The sequence below is a fragment of the Sinomicrobium weinanense genome, from assembly GCF_018863395.1.
GTDB lineage: Bacteria > Bacteroidota > Bacteroidia > Flavobacteriales > Flavobacteriaceae > Sinomicrobium > Sinomicrobium weinanense.
In genome coordinates this window covers 82,441-107,768 of sequence record NZ_JAHKRR010000005.1, presented here as the reverse complement: position 1 = coordinate 107,768, position 25,328 = coordinate 82,441, and the positions used below count along the sequence as shown (strand labels likewise).

13 protein-coding genes are annotated in these 25,328 nt (G+C 48.0%); all 13 read left to right on the top strand.

The features are described 5' to 3' along the window. Positions 1–106: 106 nt before the first annotated feature. The 13 genes from KN811_RS15460 (at position 107) to KN811_RS15400 (ending at position 25,322) form a co-directional block, all read left to right on the top strand. The gene (locus tag KN811_RS15460) at positions 107–3,595 is read left to right on the top strand and encodes a SusC/RagA family TonB-linked outer membrane protein (protein ID WP_247716522.1); all 3,489 of its coding nucleotides are present in this window, start codon (positions 107–109) and stop codon (positions 3,593–3,595) included. A gap of 17 nt (positions 3,596–3,612) precedes the next feature. After that, a complete protein-coding gene (locus KN811_RS15455; protein WP_216334883.1) occupies positions 3,613–5,037 on the top strand; it encodes a SusD/RagB family nutrient-binding outer membrane lipoprotein in 1,425 nt (474 codons plus the stop codon). 112 nt (positions 5,038–5,149) lie between these two features. Then, on the top strand, positions 5,150–6,646 hold the full coding sequence (locus KN811_RS15450; protein ID WP_187966253.1) for a S10 family peptidase: 1,497 nt from the start codon (positions 5,150–5,152) through the stop codon (positions 6,644–6,646). 112 nt (positions 6,647–6,758) lie between these two features. Next, the gene (locus KN811_RS15445) at positions 6,759–8,354 is read left to right on the top strand and encodes an amidohydrolase family protein (protein ID WP_187966252.1); all 1,596 of its coding nucleotides are present in this window, start codon (positions 6,759–6,761) and stop codon (positions 8,352–8,354) included. Between the two features lie 138 nt (positions 8,355–8,492). Further along, on the top strand, positions 8,493–11,174 hold the full coding sequence (locus tag KN811_RS15440) for a WG repeat-containing protein (RefSeq protein ID WP_187966251.1): 2,682 nt from the start codon (positions 8,493–8,495) through the stop codon (positions 11,172–11,174). Between the two features lie 227 nt (positions 11,175–11,401). Next, positions 11,402–12,709 (top strand): Gfo/Idh/MocA family protein, encoded by a 1,308-nt coding sequence (locus KN811_RS15435; protein ID WP_187966250.1) that lies wholly within the window; start codon positions 11,402–11,404, stop codon positions 12,707–12,709. A gap of 12 nt (positions 12,710–12,721) precedes the next feature. Continuing rightward, entirely contained in the window at positions 12,722–13,378 is a 657-nt protein-coding gene (locus KN811_RS15430) for a GDSL-type esterase/lipase family protein (RefSeq protein ID WP_187966249.1), read from the top strand. 224 nt (positions 13,379–13,602) lie between these two features. Continuing rightward, on the top strand, positions 13,603–15,027 hold the full coding sequence (locus tag KN811_RS15425; protein WP_187966248.1) for a glycoside hydrolase family 125 protein: 1,425 nt from the start codon (positions 13,603–13,605) through the stop codon (positions 15,025–15,027). 31 nt (positions 15,028–15,058) lie between these two features. Beyond that, positions 15,059–17,254, top strand: a complete 2,196-nt coding sequence (locus tag KN811_RS15420; RefSeq protein WP_216334881.1) for a GH92 family glycosyl hydrolase — start codon at positions 15,059–15,061, stop codon at positions 17,252–17,254. Between the two features lie 127 nt (positions 17,255–17,381). Then, complete coding sequence (locus tag KN811_RS15415) at positions 17,382–17,987, top strand: RNA polymerase sigma factor (RefSeq protein WP_187966247.1); 606 nt, start codon at positions 17,382–17,384, stop codon at positions 17,985–17,987. Positions 17,988–18,219: 232 nt separating this feature from the next. Next, a complete protein-coding gene (locus tag KN811_RS15410; protein WP_187966246.1) occupies positions 18,220–20,340 on the top strand; it encodes a beta-L-arabinofuranosidase domain-containing protein in 2,121 nt (706 codons plus the stop codon). A 348-nt stretch (positions 20,341–20,688) separates the two neighbouring features. Then, positions 20,689–21,735 (top strand): FecR family protein, encoded by a 1,047-nt coding sequence (locus KN811_RS15405; protein WP_187966245.1) that lies wholly within the window; start codon positions 20,689–20,691, stop codon positions 21,733–21,735. Positions 21,736–21,878: 143 nt separating this feature from the next. Then, entirely contained in the window at positions 21,879–25,322 is a 3,444-nt protein-coding gene (locus tag KN811_RS15400) for a SusC/RagA family TonB-linked outer membrane protein (RefSeq protein WP_247716521.1), read from the top strand. Positions 25,323–25,328: the final 6 nt, after the last annotated feature.

Genomic DNA, 25,328 nt, shown 5'->3' with positions numbered 1-25,328 from the left:
GAATTTGATGTCGTAATCCATTAACTATTAAAATCTATGCAAAATTATGAAAAAAAAGCTAACCAGAAACTCCCCGTTCTGGAGATTTCCAAAACCTGGATTGAGGATGACATTTACAGCAATCCTGCTAATCGTTTCATTTTTTGAGGTTCAGGCAAATTCTTCCCCGTCGGATAGTAAACTCACCCTGGACCTGGAAGATGTAACCGTCGAAGAAGCATTCCGTAAAATAGAGACCCTTACGGAATACCGGTTTTTATACGAAAGCGGGGTCACTTCCCTGAGCCGAAAGATCACCCTGAAAATTAAACAGAAAGAGATCCCCGATATCCTGGATATTCTTTTTCAGGGGACTGATGTAGACTATAAGATCAAGGGAAGGCAGATCATTCTCAACCGGCAGCAAAAACTCCGCTCCACGGAGAAAGAGCCTTTGGCCCTGAACATACAAACCGTAGTGACCGGTGTTGTATCTGACGCCCATGGGCAGCCCCTGCCGGGGGCGAATGTCCTGGAAAAAGGAACTTCAAACGGTACACAAACAGATTTCGACGGTAATTTTTCGCTGGAGGTGAGCGAAGATGCTGTTCTGGTGATTTCCTATATAGGGTTCAAAGCCCGGGAGATCCCTGTAAACGGACAGTCTTCAGTCACAGTAACCCTGGTGGAAGACTCGGCCAAGCTCGACGAAGTTGTGGTCACGGCCATGGGGATCTCCAGGGAAAAAAAATCCCTTGGATATGCTACCCAGGAGGTAGACGGGGAAAACGTGAATAAAGTGCCGTCAGACAATGTGGTCAATTCCCTGTCCGGTAAAGTGGCCGGCGTTCAGATCCGGAAGAATACGAACCTTGGCGGTTCCAGTAATGTGGTTATCCGGGGAAGTACGTCGCTAACCGGGAACAACCAGGCCCTGTTTGTCGTGGATGGAGTGCCTGTCAACAACTCAAACTTCAACACTTCAGACCAGCAAACCGGTGCCGGAGGGTTCGATTACGGTAACCTGGCCTCAGATATCAACCCCAATGATATTGAGTCCATAAACATCCTCAAAGGTGCTGCTGCAACCGCGCTCTATGGTTCCAGGGCAACGAACGGGGCAGTGATCATCACCACAAAATCCGGTAGCGGTGCCGGGAAAAAACCAACAGTCACTGTCAATTCGAGCGTAACGGTGGGGTGGGTAGACAAGTCTACATGGCCCGATTATCAATATAAGTACGGTACAGGGTATGGAGCCATATACGGACCGGATAACAACAGTTTTTTTCAGGAGAGGGATGTAGACGGGGACGGGGTTCCCGACCTGGTTTCTCCTTCCACGGCCTACGGTTCATACGGAGCACCGTTCGATTCAAACTTATTGGTATATCAATGGGATTCCTTTTACCCGGAATCTCCCAATTACCTGAAACCAACACCCTGGGAAGCGCCGAAAGATAAACTGATCACCTTCTTCGAGACCCCCGTGACCACCACCAACAGCATTTCCTTTGCCGGAAGCAGTGATAGGGCAACCTATAGGATAGCCTATACCAATTTCTATCAGGAGGGGATTATGCCCAACAGTAATTTGTCCAGAGACAATATTTCGATAAACACTTCTTTCGATATTTCCGAAAAGCTCAGCGTGGCCGGAAGTGCAAATTATGTCAAGACCGATGCCCTGGGGCGAAACCGTACAGGTAATGAAACCGGGGATAATGCCGGTAACGTTGTAGCGTCCATGCGTAAGTACTGGGCCATGAACGTAGGGATACAGGAATTGAAGAGAGCGTATTTCAACACCGGAAAAAACATCGACCCTTTTATGGGAGGGACGATAGACAATCCCTATTGGGTGGTCTATGAAAATTATGAAGATGATACGAGGAGCCGTATTTTCGGTAATGCTTCCATCAAATATAAATTCAAAGATTGGCTGAATGTAGAAGGAAAGGTTTCGCTCGATACCTATTCATTTCTCCAGGAAGAACGCATTAATGAAGGTACTGCCGGAGCCGTGGGAAGATATTCCAGGAGAAATATCAATTACAGTGAAATGAACTACGATCTTATGCTGAATTACAACAAGTACGTCACCGATAAATTCAATATCAGCGGGGTTCTGGGGATCAATATCCGGAGGAATGACTTTAGTTCCATCTACGCGGTTACGAACGGGGGACTGGTCATTCCCGGGATCTTCTCCCTGTCTAATTCGGTAAATGTCCCGAATGCCCCGGAAGAAATAGAAGAAAGGATCGGGGTAGACGGGTATTACGGCCTGTTGTCTTTAGGATACAACAACCTGTTGTACCTGGACCTTACAGGGAGGTTCGATCATTCCTCCACCTTGCCACCCGAGAACAGCACCTATTTCTACCCTTCGATTTCCACGAGTTTCCTGTTCTCCAATCTTATCGAAAGCGAAGTGCTCTCATTCGGGAAATTCAGGCTTAATTATGCCGAGGTGGGGAGTTCGGCACCGGCCAACAGCCTCTGGGATGTTCTTAACAAGCCCACACCGTTCGGTTCAATTCCGTTATACGGGGTGAAATCTACCAAGAATAACGAAGACCTTTTACCCGAAAGAACAGTAAGCGTGGAAGGTGGCCTGGAACTACGCTTTCTGGACAACAGAATCCGGATGGACCTGTCAGCTTACAAGACCAATTCCAAAGACCAGATCATGCCGGTGGCTATATCTACTGCTACCGGATATGCTGCAAAGTATGTAAATGCAGGAGAAATTGAAAACAAGGGGCTTGAGGTTGCCTTGTCCGGTACGATCATATCCGGCGAGGATTTCAACTGGGATATCAACCTGAACTGGGCCAAAAACAAAAGCAGGGTACTTTCCCTGTTCGAAGGAGGAAGTAACCTGCAATTGGGAAGCGTTTCCGGAGTGACCATCAATGCCACTGTCGGAGAACCCTATGGCACCATCCAGGGGACGGACTTTATTTATCGCGATGGAAAAAGGGTCATTAACCAGGAAACCGGAGAATACGAACGTACCACTACTTCCAATAATGTTATCGGTAATATCACACCCGATTGGAACGGAGGGATCTCCAATGAATTCAGGTACAAAAACCTGAGCTTTAGTTTTCTGATCGACATTCAGAAGGGCGGCGATGTGTTTTCCCAGGATATTTCTACGGGGAACAGGTCAGGACTGTACGGCTACTCGGCCGGGCTGAACGACCTGGGGAACCCCGTCCGGAACTCTCTGGAAAACGGCGGAGGTATCATACTCGACGGAGTTGCGCCCGACGGCAGTCCAAATACCATACGTACGGGCATGGACATCTATACCAATGCCACGGGTAGCATCAAGGCTCCTGACGCCAGTTTTATCTATGACGCATCTTATGTCAAGCTCCGGGAAGTGACCCTGACCTATACATTGCCCAGAATGGTTTTTATGGAAAAACTTCATCTGGAGTCGCTGAGAGTTGGCCTTGTGGGGTCTAATCTGTGGATCATTCACAAAAACCTGCCTTTTTCCGACCCGGAAGCCAATTTAAGCTCCGGTAATTTACAGGGGTTCCAGAATGGAGTGCTGCCGTCAACACGGAATTTTGGGGTAAACCTGCAACTTCAATTCTAACTAAAAACTCAACTGTCATGAAAAACTCTTTTATCGTGTTTTCCATATTCTTTATACTGTTCTCGTGTTCCGAAGATCTGGAAGACAGGAATGTGGATAGAAAGAACGTTACCGATGCCCCGGCAGATAGCTTTTTTAATCTGGCCATAAAGAATATGTCCGATCTGTTGAGCGGCATCACCTACGGTGCAGACGGGAATCCGTTCAATACCACCCGGATACTGGCACAGCAGATCTCTTCGGTGACCTATAATGAAGGGGCTACCTACTTTTCCAATTTTGCCTGGAGCAATGTATATATGGGAGTCCTGATCAACCTGGAAAAAAGTTCGGGGGTCGTTGAAAGCGAGATGCTGGCCGATGAATCCGCCAATGAGGTGGTCAATCGGAACAGACTGGCCACTATTGAGGTCATGAAAGTCTTTACCTATGCCAAACTGGTAGAGTCTTTTGGCAATATTCCTTATAGCGGAGCCCTGGATGTAAATAACATATCGCCGGAGTACGACGATGCCAGGACCATATACGAAGACCTGCTGGGCAGGTTGAGGGCCGCGGTCAATAACCTGGACACATCGGAAGCCAGCTGGGAGAACGACATACTCTACGCGGGCGATGTTGCTTTGTGGAAAAAATTCGGCAATTCCCTGCTTTTGCAAATGGGAATGCGTATAGCGGATTCCGATCCCGGGCTGGCTGCTGAGGTCATTGCCGGGGCGCTTCCGGGTGTTTTTACCTCCAATGAAGATATTGCCCAGGTAGAACACCTGAGCGCCCCGCCGAATACCAATGAATTATGGACCGACCTGGCCGTCGGGAACCGGAGGGATTTTGTAGGAGCAAAACCGTTTATAGACCTGATGAACGAACTGGAAGACCCCAGGAGAAGCGTGTTCTTCCAGGATGTCAACGGCATGTATGTAGGATCGCCTCCCGGAGAAGTGGTCTCTTATGACTCCTACTCCCGTTTCGGGCTGCTGTTCTACGAACCCACAACCTCCGTAATATTCCTGGACTATGCCACGGTAGAATTTCTTCTGGCCGAGGCCGCCGAACGCAACATTGCTTCCGTTACTGACGCCGAAGCGCATTACAATACGGCCATAAAAGCATCTTTTGAATATTACGGGGTAACAGGCGCAGAAACCTATTTACAACAACCGGAAGTAGCTTATAGTACGGCCACAGGAGACTGGAAACAGAAGATAGGGGAACAGAAATGGATAGCCCTCTTCAACCAGGGCCTCGAAGCGTGGACCGAATACAGGCGTATAGACTATCCGGAACTTATGGCTCCACCCGGGGCTTATGTAGATATAGTTCCCGTAAGGCTTATTTATCCCATTTCAGAACAAAACCTGAATCGTTCCAATTATGAAAGCGCCGCAGCGGCAATAGGAGGCGACCTGTTGACGACAAAACTTTTCTGGGATATAAATTGACCCTGGGTCATTCGACACTTCAGCTACGCTCAGTGCGGGCATGCTTAGGATAAACCAAAGTTTAATAATATGTATACAGCACTAATAATTTTAACCAAAAAACAACCAAACCATGAACAAGATTTACATATTTATAGCCGTTTGTATACTTGTTGCATTACCCTTAAAAGGTCAGCAACTCAATACCAGTATGGATTCCACGGTGACCACCACCGGGCAGGTAACCATAAAGGGAACCCCGGTAAAATATACCGCAACCACCGGAAAACAACCGGTCTGGGACGATAAAGGAAAGATCATTGCAGGGCTGTTCTTTACCTATTATGAACGGTCTGATGTCAAGGACAAGGCCAGAAGGCCGCTGATCATTTCGTTTAACGGGGGACCGGGTTCTGCGTCGGTATGGATGCACCTGGCATATACCGGACCGAAGATCCTTACCATAGACGAAGAAGGCTATCCCATACAGCCCTATGGTGTTAAAGACAATCCGAATTCCATACTCGATGTAGCTGACATTGTCTATGTCAACCCGGTCAATACCGGCTATTCCAGGGCCGTAGACAGCCTGAGCGATAAAGAAAAACAGAAGACCTTTTTTGGAGTTAAGCAGGATATCAAATATCTGGCCAGCTGGATAGACACCTTTGTTACCCGTCATAACCGCTGGGAGTCCCCGAAATACCTTATTGGTGAAAGCTATGGTACTCCGCGTGTTTCCGGCCTTTCCCTGGAACTTCAGAATTCACACTGGATGTACCTGAACGGGGTTATACTGGTATCGCCCACCAACCTGGGTATAGAAAGGGGAGTAGCCGTAGGGGCGGCCAACTTTTTGCCCTATTATACGGCCACAGCCTGGTTCCATAAAAAGTTGCCACAGGACCTGCAGTCCAGGGACCTCACCGACATATTGCCTGAAGTGGAACAGTATACCATAAATGAACTGGTCCCTGCAATAGCCAAAGGAGGCTTTCTGCCGCAGGGCGAAAAACAAAAAGTAGCCGCCCGCATTGCCCATTATTCCGGTTTGTCTGAAAAAGTGATTTTGGAACACAACCTCAGGATCCCCAGATCTTTCTTCTGGAAAGAGCTCCTGCGGGATGAGGGCTTTACCATAGGAAGGCTGGATTCCAGGTATCTCGGTATAGACCGGATGGATGCGGGGGAACGCCCTGATTATTCTCCCGAACTCACCACCTGGCTACACTCATTTACACCTGCGGTCAATTATTACGTAAAGAATTACCTGAAATATGACACCGACCTGAAATACTATATGTTCGGCCCTGTACGGCCGTGGGACAGGAGCGGTAACACCACGGCCGAAGACCTCCGCCAGGCCATGGCGCAGAACCCGTACCTGAAAGTGATGGTACAGTCGGGATACTACGATGGCGGAACCGATTACTTTAATTCCAAATACAACCTGTGGCAAATGGACCCCAGCGGCAAACTCCGCGACCGTATGAGCTGGAAAGGATACCGCAGCGGCCATATGATGTACCTCCGGAATGAAGACCTGGCCACGGCCAACGAACATATCCGCGAATTTATCCGGGCATCCACACCCGAAGAACAGGAACCTGCACAATATACGCGGAAATAATGCAATGGCCCCGTATAAATGATATAATGCTCAGGTTAAGAGTGCAATATCCCGGGGCCTTCCGTAGCGCCTTGTTATATTTATAAAGCATAACCCGTAAAGCAAAATTCTTATGAGAATACTGAAAATATACCTGCTTCTGACATGTACTGTCATGTCTGCGTTCCATACATATGCCCAGATAGAAAAGGCCCCGTCCAGGGAAGAAGGCGAAGGCCCATGGCCACAACTCATCATCCGGGGGGCAACCCTGATCAACGGTACCCTGGCACCACCGATCGGCCCCGTGGATATCGTGGTGGAGAACAATCGTATCGTCGATGTAAAAACCGTCGGTTACCCGGGAGTGGAGATCGACCCCGAAAAACGCCCCGAACTGAAACCCGGGGGTAAAGAACTCGATGCATCCGGCATGTATATTTTGCCCGGTTTTGTGGATACTCATGCCCATATCGGAGGAACATCCCAGGGCACGCCCGCAGAATATGTATTTAAGCTATGGATGGGGCACGGGGTGACCACCATTGCAGACCCCGGTTGCGGTAACGGACTGGATTGGGTGTTGGACGAAAAGAAAAAAAGCGAAAGCAACGAGATCACTGCCCCGAGAATAAAAGCCTATACCGGGTTTGCCAGGAATAGCGATGTTCCCATATCCACTCCCGAACAGGCCAGGGAATGGGTGCGCCAGAATGCCAAAAAAGGTGCTGACGGGATCAAGTTCTTTGGCGCCCCTCCCAGGATCATGGCGGCAGCCCTGGATGAAAATAAAAAGCTGGGATTGCGGTCCAAAATGCATCATGCCCAGATCTATGTCGGAGGATGGAATGTGTTGAACAGTGCCAGGGCCGGCCTTAACTCCATGGAGCACTGGTATGGCCTCCCGGAGGCCCTTTTTGACGACAGGACGGTTCAGTATTATTCCCTCGACTATAACTACCAGAATGAACAGGACCGCTTTGGAGAAGCCGGCCAGTTGTGGAAACAGGCAGCAAAACCCTATTCGGAAAAATGGAATGAAGTGATGAACGAACTCCTTTCCCTCGATTTTACCCTGTCCCCAACCCTCGTTATTTACGAAGCAAACAGGGACCTGGCCCGGGCACGGCGCGCTGAATGGCACGAAGAATACACCCTGCCTTCCCTTTGGGAGTTCTATGCCCCCAGCAGGCAGTCGCACGGGTCTTATTGGCATTCCTGGGGTACGGAACAGGAAATAGAATGGAAAGAGAATTACAGGCTGTGGATGGCCTTCGTAAATGAATATAAAAATCGGGGTGGCCGGGTAACTGTGGGAACGGATGCCGGATTTATCTACGAACTGTACGGTTTTGCGTATCCCCGCGAACTGGAGCTCCTGCGCGAATCCGGGTTCCACCCCCTGGAAGTCATAAAAGCCGCCACGCTTAACGGAGCGGAATCCCTGGGGATGGACGATAAGATCGGTACGGTCGAACCCGGAAAACTGGCAGATTTTGTCATTGTTGAAGAAAATCCCCTGGAAAATTTTCAGGTCCTGTACGGAACCGGAAGCATAAGACTTACAGAAGATAACGAAGTAGTCCGCGTAGGAGGGGTAAAGTACACGATCAAAGACGGTATCATATACGATGCCAAAAAACTATTGGAAGATGTAAAGGAGATCGTGGCCAAAGAAAAAGCAAAAACAGCTTATAAAATAGTGCAGCCGGGGATAAAAGCCGATTAATTGCATCGATATCGCGGAAAATACCGGATCCAGGGGATTTGTCAATGAAAGGGAAAGATGTACTTTTGAGGTCGTTTTACAAGCTGAAATCCCAGCGCGGGAAATTTAGCTGCGACTTAAAAAATGAGTATGTCTGTGATGTATAGGATGAAAACCCACACGGCTTTAGTTTTATTGATTTCCCTGTTTTTATCTCAGGATATTTTTGCCCAGAATACAGATGCCAAAGCCCGGGAAGAGGTGAAAAACGGACTTTCCGGTTTTGTAAAGAACTTTGCCCGTGTAGAAGAGAACGGCAAAAGTTTTTATATCGACACTACCGGGCAATATGCCTTTGACCGTATCTATGGCGCAGATACCTTTGGCACGACCGATGCCATTGAACAGTACAGGTATGAGTTGAAAAAAGATCCTGATGGTATTCCCCAAACCGTATTTGCGGTCTTCCGGGAAAAGGACAACAAATGGGGTATCCTGGCTCCTGATGGCAAGTGGATCTTAAAACCCGGATACGACCTTACGGATGAGGTGTTCCGGAAGTATGGAAAGCCCCGGTTTAACCTGGATAGTGATCCGCCGCAGCTTCAGCAACTTTCGCAATTTGGCAACAACTACTTCCTGGATGGGATGCACTATGCTGTGAAACAGGGTGAAAACTGGGGAGTGTACAATAGTAAAACCCGGGAAATGACCGTTCCCGCTACCTATGACCGATTGGACTATTGTGGTGGCTGCGGCCGTAAGTCCGACTATGTATATGCACAAAAAGACGGGAAGTGGGGGATTGTTTCATTCAACAATAAAGTACTGGTCCCCTTCTGGTATGAACACACCCCTATGAATATGCGTAGTGACGAATGGGTGATGTCCTTTAAACGCAACGGTGCCCCGGTGGTTGTATATATTCCGACAGCAAAGGAATTTAAGGATTTTACAGATGCCGAACTTATAAGGGGAGGCCTGTTAAGGGTACGGAAGGACGGAAAGACCGGCCTGGTCAATGCTGAAGGGACCGAGCTCCTGCCTTGTGTTTATGACGATATTGAAGAACCATTCAACCTCTACAGCAAAGGAGAGTTGCCCTATCTTTTACTGCACAGGGACGGCCAGACAGGATTGGCAGACCTGGAAGGAAATATCGTTCTGGATACCCATTTTGATGATATCAGCATACAAGGGCCGTATTTTGTGGTGAGTGTAGAAGGGATGTACAGTTTGCTCGACCGTAAAGGAAGGCAACTGCTGGACCCCGTATACAGTGACATCTCGTCCATAAAAATAACACATCCGGATGGGCCGGATACATGGATCATTGTCGTAAAAGAAGGAGAATTATATGGCTTTTTTGACCCTGAAACCGGGCTCTTTGTCCCTCCCGAATTTCAAAATGTAAAAAATGCCTCCAGCGGATTTTCCAGTTATAACAAAGACCCTTCTCTCGGGTTGGTGGAAGTTACCCATGAGGGCAAAGTGGGCATGTATGACCTGGACGGCCAGGTGGTAATGCCTGTAAGATACGATAAATGGGATCATTACGATAAAAAGTACCCTGCCCTGCTCATCGTGGAAAACAATGAAAAAAAGGGACTTTACGACCTGGGAACAGGACGGGAGATCATTTCCCCGGCTTACGGTCATATCGGTAAACCGGAATCGGGAAACCTGCTCCGGGTGAGTACAAGATCTTACGGAGGAGGAAAGAACGGGGTATATACCATAAAAGGAAAACAGGTCCTTCCTGTAGGGTACAGTAAAGTTGCTTTTTTAGACAACGGCTGGATCCAGGCAGAAACAGGAGATGAATATAAAAATCGCTTAAAAGGAATATTCGACGCCGAAGGAAATACGATCCTGCCCATAAAATACGATGAAATTACACCGCTGACCAGTGAAACCTGGCTGCTGAGAAGTAAAGGGGGCTATAACCTGTTCCGTACGAAAACTCAAAAAAGCATGGTTCTCGATTACCCGATGGTGTGGAAAACCGGTGCTCCGGAAGTGTTGCTGGTAGCAAAAGACAGCGTTGCTGCACAGTTGTACAATATAGAACAAGGGAAGGCCTATCCCGAAAAGTACAGCACGTATCATTATAATGGTCAGAAAGACACCACATATACCCGCTCCCTGATAGGTAAATTCTCCAGCGGACTGGCGCGGGTAGATAAAATGATCAACGGTAAGTTGAAGGTTGGGTTTATCGATACACAGGCCAAAACCGTGATCCCGTTTGAATATGATGTAACCTCCGAAGAATTTAAACACGGAATAACATTACTGGGAAAAGAGGGGGCGGATAATCGCGTTCCCCCTGTATACGGTTATGCAGACAGCACCGGCCAGATCATAGTGTCGTTAAAATATCATTATTACAGTAATACCGACATCGATTTCAAATACATCACAAAAGACCATTTGTTCCTGGTTGAACAGGACAGTGAAAATACGGACCTGGCGGTAATAGGCCTGGCCGATCATCAGGGTCAGGTACTCCTGTCCCCCGGATACAGTGCTGTATATCCTTTTGAGAATGAACAGGGATTTTTGCTGAAAAAAGGCGGGAGAAAATATATCAACGGTTCTTTTTATTCCGGTCATATGCCTCCCGAAAAGTTTGGTATGGCCGGTCTGCATGGAAAAATAATTGTTCCTGTCGAACTTGATGATGTAATTCTGAACAGGAGCATGCGTCATTACGAGACCAGGGTCGATCTGTCTTTTCCCGTATTGTGTAAAAAAGATGGGCAATGGCAGTACTACACCCGGAACGGGACAAAACTTTCCCGCAAAGGAGGGGAAGTGATAGAATTTACGGAAAACTAATTAATAGCAAATGAACAAAAAGCAACATTTAAAATTAATTATTAACCAGAAAAAGGGCAACCTTATTCAGGCATGCTCAACTCACTAACCGGCAACTGGAAACCTGCAACCGGCAACCCCATATTTGTTAATTCTCCGGGGTTATTTGTGAATATTACATTTTATAAGTAGTTTTCGTGTTTAATTTCCAAAATGGAAATATTTTACCTGCTAAGACTGTATTATTTATGAAAAATTCCAGAAGAAACTTTATCCGCACATCCGCTGCATTTACCGCTGCGGTGGGGGTGGGGGCCACATTTCCCTCGGCCTTCTCCATGGCAATGCCAGGGGCGCAGAAAAAAATACGCGTAGGGGCCATAGGCATCAATGGCATGGGCTGGGCCGACCTCAAAGCTATTCTCAAACACCCGGACACCGAATGCACCGCCCTGTGCGATGTGGACAAAAACGTCCTGGACAAAAGAAAGAAAGAATTGGCCGATGAGGGCATAAAACCCAAGGGGTACGGCAATTACAAAGACCTGCTGGCCGCTAAAGATGTGGATGTGGTGGTTATCGGTACACCGGACCACTGGCATTGCCTGCAACTGATAGACGCCTGTGCTGCCGGGAAGGATGTGTATGTCGAAAAACCCCTGGGGAACTCCATTGCAGAATGTGAGGCCATGGTCAAAGCCGCCAGGAAGTACGACCGTATCGTACAGGTAGGGCAATGGCAACGCAGCCAGAAACATTTCAGGGATGCCGTAGACTTTGTACATTCCGGCAAGCTGGGCGAAATACGCCTGGTAAAGGCATGGGCTTACCAGGGATGGATGAAGAGCATCCCCGTAAAACCGGACGGCCCTGCACCCGAAGGAGTGGATTATGCCGGATGGCTCGGACCTGCCGAAAAACGCCCCTTTAACCCAAACCGTTTTCATTTTGAATTTCGCTGGTTCTGGGACTACGCAGGTGGATTGATGACCGACTGGGGCGTCCATATGCTCGACTATGCCCTGATCGGTATGAAAGCGACCACACCGAGATCTGTCATGGCTTCCGGCGGAAAGTTCGCCTATCCCGACGATGCTGCTGAAACCCCCGATACACTGACCACCGTTTTTGAATTTGACGACTTCAACGTCCAGTGGGAACACGCCAATGGTATAGACGGAGGCCCTTATGGCCGTAATCACGGTGTAGCCTTTATCGGGAATAAGGGAACCCTGGTGCTCAACCGCGACGGATGGGAGGTCATCCCCGAGAAAGACCGGATGGAAGCCGTGCCGCTCCAAAAGAAGGTAGATAACGGGCTGGACCTGCACGCCGTCAACTTTATCGAGGCTGTACAGCAGAGAGACAAAAGCCTGCTCCATTGCCCTGTGGAAGCCGGGGCACATATTGCTGTCTTCTCCCAGATGGGCAATATTGCCTATCGTACAGGCAAGAAGATCTATTGGGATGCATCTAAGAAGAATTTTAACGACAGTGATGCCGACAAGCTGATAGCGGCATCCTATCACAATGGGTATAAGATCCCTGTGCTTTAAAAATATAGGTATATGAAAAAAATAGTTGTACTGCTCCTTTTTTTCGGATTAAACACCTTTTCGTACAGCCAGGATGCAGATCGTTTTAAGGGAGATATAGCTTCCTTCCGCCAGGAGTCCGATACTCTGGACCTACGGGATTACGATGCCCTGATCGTAGGAAGTTCGTCGGTGCGGATGTGGCAGGATATCGACCGGTATTTCCCCGGGCATAAATTCCTGAACCGCGGTTTTGGAGGATCGCAGATGAGCGATGTCATTTATTATATGGAAGACCTGATCTTCCGCCACCCGCTAGAAAAACTCTTTCTCTACGAAGGGGATAACGATATCGCCTGGGGCAAAAGCGTAGGGCGGGTAAAAAGGGATTTTAAAAAAGTACTTCGGGAAGTGCGGAAGCGAATGCCGGATACACAGGTTTACATCATTTCCGTAAAACCGGCTTTACAGAAAGAGCGGGTAGAAAGACAACGGAAATACCTTCGCCTGAACCGTTGGATGAACCGATATTGTAACCGGAAAGAACAACTCCGGTTTGTAGATGTCTGGCCAGCTATGCTCTCAGAAAACGGGGTACCCCGTGAAGAACTTTTTATTGAAGACGGTTTACACATGACCGGTGAGGGATATAAGATCTGGGCCAATAAGATCACTCCTTTCCTGAGGTAAGCTGACGGAACCTGCCGGAGAAATCGTATATTTACAGGATGCTATAAGGATCGTAAAATCCTTTATGAGTTCAATGCTAAATCGTTTTACCAAAAAAGATAAAACGTCCTGCCAAACGGGAGGGAGCAACTGGTAGCACAAACGAGGGGCCTCCCAGTTTCATGTCATCATGTTAATACATATGACCAATTAAAAAGCAAATACTATTCAACATAATATACAAAATGCAAAGAAGAAGATTTATCCAAAACACGGCCCTGTTGGGAGGTCTGACATTGGTAGACCCCGTTCACCTGGCCGCAAGTCCGTTAAAAAAACAGTTTCCCGTAGTAAGAACACCCAAAGGCAAAAGACATTTTGAAAGCACTGCCATAGAAAAGGCCATCGGGGAATTTCAGAAAAATGTCAAGGATGAAGAACTGGCCTGGCTGTTCAACAACTGTTTCCCGAATACGCTGGATACGACAGTGACCTTTAGCACAAAGAACGGAAAACCAGACACCTACGTGATCACTGGCGATATCGATGCCATGTGGCTCAGGGACAGCTCTGCACAGGTATGGCCCTATATGGCTTTTGTGGATAAGGACAAGAAGCTGAAAGACCTTATCGCCGGCGTTATAAACAGGCAGACCCGGTATATCCTCAAGGATCCTTATGCCAATGCCTTTTATGATGATCCTCAGAAAAAAGGAGAGTGGACCAGCGATTTAACCGATATGAAACCCGGGGTGCACGAACGCAAATACGAGATAGATTCCCTGTGTTATCCCATAAGGCTGGGGTATAACTACTGGAAGTCCACCAAAGACACTTCCCCGTTTGATAAAGATTGGGAAAATGCGATCAGGGCCATATTGAAAGTCTTTAAGGAACAACAGCAAAAAGACGGCCCCGGCCCGTATTCCTTCCAGAGGAAAACGGCAAACGCCACCGATACCAGGTCACTCAAAGGCTATGGCTATCCCGTAAATCCCGTGGGATTGATATGTTCTGCCTTCAGGCCCAGTGACGATGCCACCGTGTTCTCCTTCCTTATACCCTCCAACTTTTTTGCCGTAGTGAGTTTAAAACAGGCTGCGGAAATGGTAGAGGCCATAACAGGAGATACAACACTTGCAGCCGAACTGAAAACCCTGGCTTCGGAAGTGGACATTGCACTGAAAGAATACGGTATAGTAAAACATCCCAAATACGGGGATATCTATGCCTTTGAAGTCGACGGTTACGGCAACCATCTCCTTATGGACGATGCCAATGTACCCAGCCTGCTGGCCTTACCCTATCTCGATGCCGTGGATGCCAACGACCCGGTGTACCGGAATACGCGAAAATTCGTATGGTCGCTGGACAATCCTTTTTTCTTTAAAGGAAAGACGGCAGAAGGTATCGGCGGGCCTCATATAGGGATCGATATGGTATGGCCCATGTCTATCATTATGCGGGGGCTTACCAGTACGGACGGCGAAGAAATAAAAGCGTGTATAAAAATGCTGAAATCCACTCACGGGGATACCGGGTTTATGCATGAATCCTTCCATAAGGACGATCCGAAGAACTTTACACGGTCCTGGTTTGCCTGGACCAATACCCTGTTCGGGGAGCTCCTTTGGGAAACCTATCAGAAACAACCCGGATTACTGGGGTAGTAACAGTACAGACCAACCAAAAACCAAACTCATGAAAGCCTTATTTAAAAGCGGGATGGCCATCCTGCTCACGGTATTTTTTTTGTGCACCGGCTGCGGGGAAAATAACCCGGAACAACAACCTCGTGACAATGAAACCGGTGAAGCCGGATTAACATCATACGTAAACCCGTTCATCGGCACGGCACCACTTACAGACCCGGAGGTCATAGGCTATACACCTCCGGAAAACTGGCGGGTATGGGCAGGGCTGGTATATCCCGGCGCTTCCCTGCCCAATGCCATGGTACAGCTCAGTCCCATTACCGAGTACGGCAGTGGGGCGGGGTATGAATATGAAGATACGGAAATACTGGGTTTTACCCATACCAACAAAGGGCATTGGAACCTTTGTAATATCCCGGTATTGCCTGTTTCGGGAAAGGCAGAATACCCTTTTAAATCTGCATTTGACCACAAGGAAGAACAAGCCTCTCCGGCCTTTTACCAGGTGTTTCTCAAGGATTATAATGTCGGGGTAAGGCTCAGTTCTACCCTGCGGTGCGGGATCCACGAATACACGTTTAAAAATCCGGCAGACAGGAAAATACTTCTCGACCTGGGAAAGGCCAACAATCGCGTTTCTGACTGGGACATCCGGCTTATCGGCAAAAACAGGCTCAGTGGTTTTCAACAGATGGGGAAAGAAAAGATATATTTCTTTGCTACGCTGAACAGTGATATCGAAAACATCGAGATCATGGACAAGGGAGAAAGCAACGGCTATGCCCTGGCCGAACTGGAAGACAGTGATGAAGCTGTTATCCTGAGGATAGGCCTGTCTTTTGTAAGCAGTGAAAATGCCAGGGATAACCTGAAAAAAGAGATCGGGAACAAGACGCTCGATGAGGTCCGCAGCGAAGGAAAAAATACATGGGAAAAATTGCTCTCGTCTATCGGGGTCTCCGGGGGAACCCCCAGGGAAAAGGAACTGTTCTACACTTCACTGTACCGGGCATTCCTGTGGCCGGCCCTTCGCAGTGATAGCAACGGTGAGTTTACTGATGAATCCGGAAAACGCAGGAAAGAAGATTTCCGGTACTACACCATCCCTTCGCTTTGGGATACCTATCGGAACAAACTGGTGTTGCTGGGGCTCGTAGCCCCGGATGTTACCCGTGATGTGATCCGCTCCCTTGTAGACCGGGGAAAGATCAGGGATTTTATTCCCACGTTTTTTCACGGAGACCATGCCGCGCCCTTTATCACCGGCTCCTATTTAAGGGGGATTGACGGTTTTGACCTGGAAAAGGCCTATGAGCTGCTGCTCAACAACGCCTACAAAGAAGGAGGGACGAGGCCCTTTATTGCCGAATACATCGAAAAGGGATACATTTCCGATCCGCAGGTTAAAGATCCCCATGTGGAAAGCAAGGGAAAAGCCGGGGTGTCGAAGACCCTGGAATACGCCTATGACGATTATGCCCTTGCACAGCTTGCCAAAGCGATGAATGACTCGGTGCATTACGAAGACCTGATAAAAAGATCGGAAAACTATGCCAATGTCTTTGATCCTTCCGTAAACTTTATGCGCGGAAAACTGGAAAACGGGCAATGGATAACCCCGTTCAATCCACAATACCCCTATTACGAATACATGTACCGCGAAGCCAATGCCTGGCAACTCTCCTTCTATGTACCGCACGATATGCCCGGATTAGTGAAACTCTACGGAGGCAAAGAAGCCTTTGAAAGCAAGCTGGACTCCCTTTTTACGATACCGTGGGATACCGAATACATCGCCAGGAACGTTTCCGGTTTTATGGGGCAATACTGTCACGGAAACCAACCCGATCACGAAGCCCCGCTGGCCTACTATTTTGTCGGTAAACCTTATAAATCGCAACAGGTGATCGACAATATCCTGGAAAATTATTACGGCATAGGAGCGGACGGACTGGCCCTTGCGGGAATGGACGATGCCGGGGAAATGTCGTCCTGGTATGTGTTTGCAGCTATGGGACTTTACCCGTTGTCACCTGCCGATCCGGAATACCTGGCAACAGTGCCCGTTTTTGATGAGGTAAATCTCCGGCTGGACGGAAATAAACCCGTTTCCATATACAAGACCTCCAAAGGGAGAAAACTGAAGGAGATCCGGGTTAACGGCAAGGTGCGGACATCCTGTTTCATTCCTCATGAACTCTTCCGGAAAGGAGGGAAAATAGAGATATTTACTGAAGAATAAAAAATGGGCAATTGTGGTATTTATAAAAAATAGAGCTAACAACGTGATATTGATAAAAAATTGAATTTAATTTTGTTAAAAACTTAATTGTTCACTAAGTTTATGCCCGTCGTGAAAATAGTCCCCCGTGAAAAGTTCCAGCAGCGAAATAATAAGCAAAAAATTGCTAAAAGGTTTTAGCGAAGGAGACCGTTCGGCCTTTCGGGCCATCTTTGAACTTATGGAGCCCAGGCTGTATGGTTTTGTTTTTTCCTATACCAAATCCGGATACATTGCCGAGGAGATCGTCCAGGAAGTATTTATCAAGGTTTGGGAACGAAGGGAAGAGATCAGGTTGTCCGGTTCCTTTAGTGCTTTTTTATATACGATGGCGAGAAACCGCACGCTCAACTACCTTCGAAATGCTTCACAACGGGCAGCCATCAGGGACGAGCTCTGGAAAAACGTATCCCTCCTGCAGGAAGATGTCGAAACCGAGGTGATCTTTTCTGAATATCGCGAGATCGTGGACGATATTATAAACCACCTGCCCGGTAAAAAGCGTTCTATCTATATCATGTCAAGGCAAGAGGGTAAGACCAATGCCGAAATTGCCGATATCCTGGGAATTTCTCCGAAAACCGTAAAAAATCACCTCTGGAAAACCTTTGAAACCATAAAAATACAGTTGCGCCCCCATCTGGAAAGCACCATCAAACTGCTTTTCCTGTTGTCTTTATACCGCTTTTTCTAGTGCTGCTGTTTGATTGACAAAGGAGTCTGAACCAGAAATAAATTCTCACCCTGCCGAATTTAACCCGTTTTCCTTACGGGAAGAGAACTTAAAACATCAAAAATCAAAATTATTTTAAAAAACCTTGGGACTTTCAGGATAGTTAAGTGTGTTATGTATAAAGACGAATGACAGTTGTATGCCCCGGTCACCGGTCACCGGTCATCCGTCCCCCCGTCCAAAAACTAAACATATGAAAAAACTACTTACCTGCTTTGCCGTTTCCCTGACCCTGCTATCCTGCGGGGATGGGGACCAAAAAACTACCGTTACGGAAAAAAGCCATTCACCCCAGGTCAATTATCTGCAAAACCGGGCCCCTCTGGAACCACGGCCTTATCTGGAACTCCCATTGGGAACGATCCGTCCCGAAGGCTGGCTTAAAGAACAATTGCAGCGCATGGCCAACGGCATGACCGGGAAGCTCGATTCCATCTATCCGGAAGTCGTAGGAGATCGGAACGGCTGGCTGGGCGGTGACGGTGACGGCTGGGAAAGAGGGCCCTACTGGATAGACGGGTTGCTTCCCCTGGCCTATATCCTTGATGATAACGCCCTGAAGGAAAAAGTCCGCCCCTGGATAGAATGGACCCTGAACAACCAGGCTGAAGACGGGTACCTCGGTCCTGTTCCGTTTGAGAAAGAACCCGAATATGAGCCGGGCCTTCAACGGGGCCCGCGAAAAGACTGGTGGCCCAAGATGATCATGCTGAAGATCCTGAAACAGTATTACGGAGCAACCGGAGATAAAAGAGTGATAACCACACTCACCGAATATTTTAAATACCAGTTAAAAGAACTGCCTGAAAGACCACTGGATTATTTATCGTTCTGGGCCAATCGACGGGGAGGGGATAACTTACAGGTGGTCTACTGGCTGTACAATATTACCGGGGATGAATTTTTGCTGGAGCTGGGAGATATCATCCATGAGCAAACCTTTCCCTGGACCGGAATTTTCCTGGGTGAAGACAAGAGCGGGGACCCCGGGGTCCCCTGGTCTTTCGGAGGAGTACATTACCCTTTCGATTCTGTTGAGATCAGTAGAATTTCCCTCTCCAAAATGGGTGGAATACATACGGTAAACCTGGCACAGGGGATCAAAGAACCAGTGATCCGTTACCAGAAAGATACGGACGAAAAATATCTCCGGGCTGTTAAAAAAGCACTCCGTGACATCAAAAAATACCATGGCCAGCCTCAGGGAATGTACGGCGGGGACGAACCGCTCCACGGCAATAACCCCGTGCGGGGGATAGAGTTTTGTTCCGTATCTGAAATGATGTTCTCCCTGGAGGCCATGACCCGGATCACCGGCGATATGGAGTTTGCCGACCTGCTCGAAAAGATCACCTACAACGCCTTGCCGACACAGGCTTCGGACGACTATATGTCCAGACAGTATTTTCAGGCCGCCAACCAGGTGGAGATTAGCGACCGGCTCGATGCCGCCTTCGAAACGCACAATCATCAGCATACCGATTTTGTGTTCGGAACGGTCACCGGCTATACCTGCTGTACCACCAATATGCACCAGTCCTGGCCCAAGTTTGTACAAAACCTGTTTTACGCTACGAAGGATGGGGGAGTGGCGGCATTGCAGTATGCCCCGGCCAGGGTCAGTCTTAAGGTGGGAGACAATGTCGACCTGGAAGTTCGCGAAACTACCGGATTTCCGTTCCGGGAAACCGTCAGCTTTAAATTAACGCTTTCGGAGACCTCCGCTTTCCCCTTTCACCTTCGAATCCCTTCCTGGGCCGAAAACCCGGTCATTTCCGTGAACGGAGAAGTTGTGGGTGCACCCGTAAACAACCAAATAGCCGTGATTGACAGGGAGTGGAGAACAGGTGATGAGATCGTGTTAAAACTGCCCATGAAAACAAAGACCTCTAAATGGTATGAGTTTTCTGTCGCCGTGGAAAGAGGCCCGTTGGTGTATGCGCTGAAAATACCGCACGAAAAAAGAAAGAAGGACAGGGATGACGGTTACCGGGAGTTCTTCGAGTTTTATCCGGCAGGGGACTGGAACTACGGCCTGGTGGAGCCTGAACTGGAAAACCCCGCTGAAAACATAGAGGTGGTAGAACACGACTGGGACGGAAGTTATCCGTGGAACCTGGAAAATGCCCCCCTTGAGTTACGATTAAAAGGCGTAAAGGCGGACGACTGGAAAGCCATAAACGGAGTTCCGGTAATGCCCGGTTTCTGGCGGAATTTCAAAAATGTAAATACCGTAGAGGAAATAAGCCTTATTCCCTATGGCTGTACCACCCTCAGGATAACCGAATTTCCGGTCTATCCCGTCAGGGAATAAAGAGATATCCGTGTCCTTTCATGGTTCAGTACATGACAATATTTTTGTTTCAATTGACATCGTATTTATTACCATAAGGAAAGACGCATCTTATCGGGTATCCGAGTGTTCGGGTATTCGGGTATATGGATGGAGGTTGATAACTCGTACACTCGTATAACAAAATTAGTTTTTTGTCATGTACTTGGCTTTCATGGATGAAATTTAGACAGTTCCTTAGAAAAATCATTTTTTAATTGGGACTTTTTATAGAGTTACGTGTGTTGTTTAAGCAGGAGGGGCAGAAGTGTATGACGAAAAAAAACAGGCGTGGTCCGTCCTCATATTTATAGCAAATAAAAACCGGAAATGAGCAGGGAAAAGGATATAGAGCGATTATTCAGGAAATTTCGTAAAAATACAATAACCGAAGAAGAATATAACCGCCTGATGGACTGGATCAGGGAGTCCGGGTCGGAAAACCAGCTAAAGCAATGGATGGACGCCCATTGGGAAGAATTAAAAAAAAGCGCTGACATCGCTAAACAGGATACAGCCGTCGGGGCCCGTTTCCGGGAGTTGATGGAAAAAACCGATAGAAGGAACAGGATACATAGCCCGGAGAAAAAGACAGGGTTGAGGTATTATAAGGCAGCAGCAATACTGATACTGTTCCTGGGGATTGCCGGAACAATATATTATAATAATATTGAACCCCCGTCGCCCCCGGCGACCATGATCACCCAGCACATATCCAACGGAAAAAAAGCGACCGTAACCCTGCCGGACGGGACTGTGGTCCGGCTTAATTCCAACAGCGAACTGATATTCCCAGAACACTTTTACGGCGATACCAGGGAAGTTAGCCTGCGGGGAGAGGCCTTTTTTGAAGTAGTAAAAGACAAAGATCATCCCTTTATTGTAAAAGCGAGAGACCTGACCACCAAAGTATTGGGGACCTCCTTTAATGTAAAAGCCTATAAAAGTGAGGATGAAGTGGCAGTATCTGTGGCCACGGGCCTGGTAGAGGTGAGTAAGGAAAATACGGGAACCAGCGATGACCCCGGGAAAGAAAAACGAATGTTGCTCAATCCCAGCCAGGAAGCCGTTTACAAGCCAGGGGATAACAGTTGGACCCGTAGGAAAGTGGATGTGGCCAGCATAGCCCTGTGGAAAGAGGGAATACTGTCCTTTGAAAAGACCCCGCTGGATGAAGCCGCCAAAATGCTGGAGCGATGGTACGGTATAAAAGTAATACTCGAAAACCCGGAACTAAAGCATTGCATCATTCACGGGCAGCACAAAGACCAGAGCCTGTCCAGCGTGTTGCTTGCCTTTCAATACGCACTGGGGATAACCTATAAAATAACGGAAGGCAGTGTAACCATAAGTGGCAGGCGCTGTACAGGCAAATAAAAACCATACGCTAATAAATCGACCAACTATGAGAACCAAAACCTGAACCCATCATCAAAAAAGGCCCTCTTACCACTGTTGACGCAATTGATAGAAGGCCTGAACCAAACAAAACCGAAGTTTCATTTAATCTTCACAAAATTATGAAAAATAATCTTGTCAAGGCATGTATTGCTATGACTATACGCTCTGCCATACTGGGCATCTGGATCTTTTCGGGTCTGACTTTCGCATCCAGGGCGACTTCACAGAATATCAGGAATGTTTATATCAACCTTAATTTAAAGAACGCCTCCGTAGTGGAGACCCTGAAAGCCATAGAGCGCAAGACCGATTTCGTCTTCTTCTATGAAGATCAGCTTGTCAGCAATCTCAGGGAAAAAATAACCATAGAGGCACAGAACAAGAGTGTAGCCTTTGTCCTGGGAAAAATATCCAGAAAAGCCCGGCTTTCCTTTCTGCAAAAAAATAACACCATAGCAGTGAAAAGGGTAGCCATTCCCCCGCCTCCCGAAAAAAAGCCGGAGGAAAAACCACAGGAACGACCTGTCGAAGGTACGGTAAAGGACGAACAAGGGACACCTCTGCCGGGGGTGAATATAGTCATCCAAGAGAGAGCGAAGGGCACCACTACTGATTTTGATGGCAATTATGCTATTAACGTACAGGAAGGGGATATATTGACCTTCTCTTACGTGGGCTTCATCAGTCAGGAGATCCCTGCAAACGGAAAGGACAGGGTAGATGTGGTCCTTAAAGAAGATGCCCAGGAACTCGACGAAGTGGTCATTACGGGATATTCGTCCCAGGAAAAAAAATCCCTTACCGGGTCCATTGCCACGGTTACCAGCGATGATCTCGAAAATGTACACGGCGGGGCTACGGTAAGCTCCGGACTGGCCGGAAAGATACCCGGGGTCACCTTCCGTATGTCCGATGGCCGTCCGGGGGCAAGTGCCTCTGTACAGATCCGTAATATGGGCACCCCTTTGTTTATTATAGACGGCGTGCCCCAGGACGAAGGGCAGTTCAATAATCTCGCTCCCAATGATGTTGCCAGTATTACCGTTTTAAAAGATGCTTCCGCAGCCATTTACGGGGTGCGGGCAGCGAACGGGGTAGTGGTGGTAACTACCAAAAGAGGTAAAAAAGGTTCCCGAAATACGGTAAACATCAATGCCTATACCGGGTGGCAAAACTGGTCGAGGTTCCCCGAACCTGTCAACGATTCCTATAAGTGGATGTTGATGAAGGCCGAGGCGGATGTCAATCAGTACGGGGAAACCGCCATTACACCCGAAGAACTGGAAAAATACAGAATAGGAACGGAGGAAGGATATAAGTCTTTTAACTGGAAGGATTTTATCATTAAGAAAAATGCCCCTTTGACCAGTATCAATATCAGTACTTCAGGAGGTTCTGATAGAATAAACTATTACCTGTCGGCCACAAAACTAAAACAGGAGGCCGTATTGGGCAAGGAATTCCGGTTTGAAAGGACCAATATTCAAAGTAGTATCGATGCCAATATCTCTAAGCGTCTGCGTGTGGGGTCACAGATCAATGGCCGGATAGAGGTCAGGGACAGGCCGGGTATTCCGGGAGCAGATGATTACTGGCTTCCGCGTTTTGCCATTTTGCGGAACCGCCCCTTTGAACGCCCCTATGCCAATGACAATCCGGAATATCTGAACGACATTGGCCATAACGAGACCAACTGGGCCCTGCACAATAAGAAGATCGGAGGATATTCACTCGATACCTGGAGGGTTATCCAGGCCAATTTTACCGGAGAATATGATATTCCCTATATAGATGGCCTTACGCTTAAGGGAATGTATTCCTATTACCTGGCAGACCGGGTGTTGGACGGGCATGAATACACCTACGAAGCCTACACCTACCGTCCCGATACAGACACTTACGAAGTTACGGGAGGAAGTACCAATCCCTGGAGGGAACGCGAAAACAAAAAGGTCTTCCGGCAGTTGTACCAGGGACAGCTGCACTATAAAAATTCCTTTGGCGATCACAATATAGAGTCCTTTTTTGTGATAGAGCGGAAAGAAGACCGGGAAACACGCCAGTGGGTACATTCCGTTCCCGATAACAACGACCTTCCGCTGATCTATTTTAAGGATATGGACACTTTTGACGACAGTGACAATGAAGAGGCCAGGATAGGATATATAGGCCGTATCAGCTATAACTGGAAGCACAGGTACTATCTGGAGCTGTCCGGCAGGCGCGATGCCTCGTGGATGTTTGCCCCCGGGAAAAGAACAGGTTTCTTTCCATCTGTTTCCGGAGGGTGGCGGATCACTGACGAAAAGTTCATGCAGAATCTCCTGGGAGAGAACACGGTGTTAAACGACCTGAAGTTCCGGGCCTCTTACGGTGTTTTGGGCGATGATAACAGGGATGTCACCGGGCTCGGAGCCTACGATTACCTGAGCGGCTATAACTATAATACCTCGCAGGTTATTCTCGATGGGGATGTCGTGGTGGGTTCCAGGAACCGGGGCCTGCCTATTACCAACTTTACCTGGTTTAAAAGTAAGATCACCAATATAGGTGCCGATTTTTATATGTTCGACAGCAAACTCAACGGGTCATTCGAATATTTCTACAGGAAACGGACCGGGTTGCGGGGAAGAAAGTACGATATCCTTATCCCCAGTGAAGTGGGATATTCCCTGCCGGACGAAAACGTAAACAGCGATGCCCGTTACGGCATAGAAGGAGCATTGTCCTATTCCGGAAATTTCGGCGAACTCACTTTCACCGTAAGCGGAAATGCCTCCGTTTCCAGAAGTAAGTTTTTAGACAGTTACAAACCCCGTTACCGCAATTCTTTGCAGGAATACCGTGCCCGGCGCGAAGGCAGGTATGAGCATATCTTCTGGGGGCTGATCGCCGACGGACAGTTTCAGAGCCAGGAAGAAATAGATAATTATCCCGTTAATATAGACGGCAGGGGAAATGCTACATTGCTGCCCGGGGATATTATTTATAAAGACCTGAACAAAGATGGTTATATCACCGGGGATGACGAAAGGCCAATAGGGTACACCTCGTTCAACCCCAATATCAACTATGGTTTCAGCCTGCGCATGGCTTATAAGGGCTTTGATCTCACAGCCGATTTTTCTGGTGCCTCCGGGTATTCCTGGAGCCAGCAATGGGAAACCAGGACCCCCTTTCAGAACGAAGGGGCCCTCAACAAGATCTTCCTGGACCGCTGGCACAGGGCCGACCCCTTTGATGCCAACAGTGAATGGATACCCGGAAAATACCCGCCACTCCGGTTCAACGATGGCGGACAAAGCAGTTATAGAAATTCTACCTACTGGCTGCATAACGTCACTTACTTTCGGGCAAGGACACTGGAACTGGGCTATTCGCTCCCGAAGGAACTCCTGGAAAAGGTCGGTATCCAAAAATTCAGGGTCTATGTGAACGGGTATAACCTTTTCTCCATCGATAACCTGTCTGATTTCGGGATAGACCCGGAGATCAAGGAATCTAACGGATTGGAATACCCGCCCAACAAGTTTGTGAACCTAGGTGTAAACATCTCTTTATAATGCAAA